This window comes from Silvanigrella sp. (genome assembly GCF_044369315.1).
Classification (GTDB): Bacteria; Bdellovibrionota_B; Oligoflexia; order Silvanigrellales; family Silvanigrellaceae; genus Silvanigrella.
On the sequence record NZ_JBIPMD010000312.1, the window covers coordinates 1 to 3,154 of the forward strand.

General features: G+C 24.2%; 3 protein-coding genes. All 3 read right to left on the bottom strand.

From position 1 onward, the window contains the following. Positions 1-108: 108 nt before the first annotated feature. The 3 genes from ACIQ56_RS16045 to ACIQ56_RS16055 all read right to left on the bottom strand — a co-directional run bounded on the left by ACIQ56_RS16045 (position 109) and on the right by ACIQ56_RS16055 (position 1,933). Positions 109-351 carry a hypothetical protein gene (locus ACIQ56_RS16045; protein ID WP_397602046.1) on the bottom strand — a complete coding sequence of 81 codons (243 nt, stop codon included), beginning with the start codon at positions 349-351 and terminating at the stop codon, positions 109-111. A gap of 563 nt (positions 352-914) precedes the next feature. Beyond that, complete coding sequence (locus ACIQ56_RS16050) at positions 915-1,082, bottom strand: DUF1328 domain-containing protein (RefSeq protein WP_397602047.1); 168 nt, start codon at positions 1,080-1,082, stop codon at positions 915-917. 641 nt (positions 1,083-1,723) lie between these two features. Continuing rightward, on the bottom strand, positions 1,724-1,933 hold the full coding sequence (locus tag ACIQ56_RS16055; RefSeq protein WP_397602048.1) for a hypothetical protein: 210 nt from the start codon (positions 1,931-1,933) through the stop codon (positions 1,724-1,726). Positions 1,934-3,154 lie beyond the last annotated feature (1,221 nt).

A 3,154-nucleotide genomic window follows, 5' to 3' on the forward strand; every position in this document is an offset into this window, starting at 1 on the left:
TTCTTTCAAAAGCGACTTGTTCTGACAGTTTTAAAAGTCTATTTTCCATCTCCATTTAAATCTCCCCCTCAAAAGGAAATTTAAATCTGTATTTACGTTTTGTAAAAATCACTTATTGGGAGGACACTTTTCAATTCCAGATCCTGGAATCTCTTTAGCACCGCGAGTTAAAAGATCTATACTTCCGCCGTCAGAAAGACTATCTCCAAATATTACTATAGAATTAAATTGGGGTGAATAGGGTGACAGTTCTGGACGAGTATCGTCTTTTTTAAAAAAACGTGCACATCCCTCTAAGCTTATTAATAAGAATAGAATTGATAAAATAAAAAAACTTAGTTTATAGCTCATAAAAATATTTCTCTTTTTAAATTATAGGACTGATTTATTTTTTAATTTTAAAGTCATGATTAAATAATATATAATTCTATCGCTTTTAATTTGCATTAATTCCGACAACTACACATTACTAAATATCTTTAGATAACTGAATATTGTTATTGTAAATTTATTTTATTATTTTTTCTTTAACCATATATCTATTTTTTTCAAGAAAATTTTCTCCTTCCTCTTTTTCACTGATTTTTTCTTTGTTTTTTATAGAAGATAAATATTTATTTTTTAAAAAATTATCTAAATATGAATGTATTTTTTCGGCTCCACTATCTACACATTTACATAAAAATATTTATTACGTTTGTGTGGTCACAGGAAAAAACTATACTAACACAATTCATTATAAACAATTGAAAAGCATCGCAGATAAGCCAAAGTTATTTACTTTGAAAAATTTATTTTATCTACCATTTTTTGAATTTAAAACAGTGTTAACATATGAACTAGACCCAAGTAAAAAATATAATATTTTATCAGTTTTTATATTATATCCTTTTTTAATTAGTGTTCTTTATTAATTATTTTTTTCTTAAAAAAATAGAACCTAAAAATGATAAAATGCCAAGAACAAGAAATACAATAAAAATAATTTTTGCAGCATATACTGACACATCTGCTAATCCATAAAATCCAAAAGCTGCTGCAACCACAGCTATAACTAAAAAACCTATAGCCCAACTTAACATAGTTTCCCTTTCACAATTTCAGACGAAATAATTAAATTATTTTTTATTTCATTAATCTCCAATTGATTCTTCTTGCTTCTTACAATTTTTTTCTTGATGATTCTATTTAAGGTGAATTAAACATTTATTTTTAATATTAAATTTTTACATTTTGATTTCATCATTTTTATATTTAAACATCTTTTGAAAAGATATTATAATTTCTTATATGTTGCTATTGTCGTAACTGCAATTTTTTCTATTAAAATTATTTTAGGATATTTAATTTAAGTGCATTCAAAACATTTTTACTTTTTCTTGATGATTCATATTTATAACTATTCCTTTAAATTGTTAGACTTTTAAGGAAAATATTTGTGCTTAAAATTACAAATAAAAAATTTTAGGCCCGATTTCTATGAATTTTCCTGCTGGATAAGTGACTTTTATACAAGACAACAAATGTATTAAAAATAACTTTCGAATCAAAAGTAAATCAATCAATCCATAAAAAATAAATAATATTTAAGATTTCATAATTTATTAAATAATTTCGAATGATAAAAGTGCTTTAAATAATATAAATACTTATGCTATTGTGTGCTAAATTCAAAAGCAAGTTGTTTGATTTAATATCATACATTTTAGAAAAGATATTAAGCTTACTTAGCAGTTAGTTTTTCCTTATATTCATCAAGATGCTTGCCCATATCATTAAGCTCTTCTTCGGTGAAAGCTTCTTTAATTTGAGGGAATAAATTTTCTTCTTCATCATGAAAAGGATGATGTTCTAGCAGCTCTTTTATCACACAGAGAGCGGTTTTAAATTTACCATTATCTGCAGGAAGAGTAGAGTTTAATTTTCTAAGCATTTTATCAACAAGAGAGTGCTCAATTTTACATTCTAAAGCAAAATCTCAAGCATAAGATTTTGCTTTTCACACCTAGTATATAATACTTTTTCTTCATATTTAGCATGAATTAAAACTTCTTCACAAAGCCTTAGCACAAGTTGTCGTGTTTTTTTATCATTTTTTTCTGTGCGTTTTTATAGCTTTTCAATAAGAGAAAAAGCTGTCAGGTGATCATTTTCCAATTTTTTTAAAATATCCATAAAATATACCTCACAAAATTTTCTAAAGTTGAAAATATTTTTACATTGGAGTCTGATTTTTCTTAATCGTATGTTTCATTATTTTTTTATAATAAGATCTTTTCAGATTTTGAATTATAAATTTACACATGAAGGATTAATTTTTTAGTATTTTTTCAAGAAACTTTTTTAAAAACCTCTTCTAACATATAAATTATAACAAATAAAAACCGATTGTCATTAAATTTTTGTGTTTAGGAAAAATTTTTTTAGGATAATAAATAACCTTGGAGAATAATTTAATTTCTTTTTTGTAAAATTATTTAATCTTAAAAGCAATAAATCATTGCGTAAAATAAATTTTTATGAGAATTTATTTATGATTGATTTTTTAAAATAAAGCATTTAAATTAAATGAATCATTTACATTAATTTAATTGTTTGCAAAGATTTTTTTTATTGGATTACAAAAAAAAATCAATAGTATTTTACAATTCAAGCTAAAAATTTATAATGATAAATTTAGCTTTAAAATTTATATATAAATAAAAAAATTTAATTTTTCAACTTAGGAATTTTATAGATGAATCAAACAGGATTATTTATTTTATTATAGTCTTTTCATGCTCTGATATTAGATCAGCTTATTCTCTTGATAATAAAGTTTATTACTATAAACAAATTTCTAATGACAATCATAGCACGGTTTTGTATTCTTTACATTGCGAATCTCCGAAAAAAGCTAAAAATTGTACCTTAAGTTCCCTAATTATAGCAGGAGATCGGGCAAAGCACAGTTGCTCTGTAACTTATCAAACTCTTTTTAAGAAAAAATCTCTTAAAAGAGAAAAAGATCAAAAACATTCTATTGAAGTTATGATCTTCCCCCAATTTTATAGACACAATTAACCGACCTTTTTCATTGGTCTAGTTATTTCAAATATAACTGGAGACAGATATCCATTCGACGAATGCTTTCTAACACGATTGTAGTAAACTT

Coding starts and splice junctions, on each gene's coding strand:
- ACIQ56_RS16045 (WP_397602046.1), bottom strand. CDS start 351: ATGAGCTATAAACTAAGTTTTTTTATTTTATCAATTCTATTCTTATTA.
- ACIQ56_RS16050 (WP_397602047.1), bottom strand. CDS start 1,082: ATGTTAAGTTGGGCTATAGGTTTTTTAGTTATAGCTGTGGTTGCAGCA.
- ACIQ56_RS16055 (WP_397602048.1), bottom strand. CDS start 1,933: ATGCTTAGAAAATTAAACTCTACTCTTCCTGCAGATAATGGTAAATTT.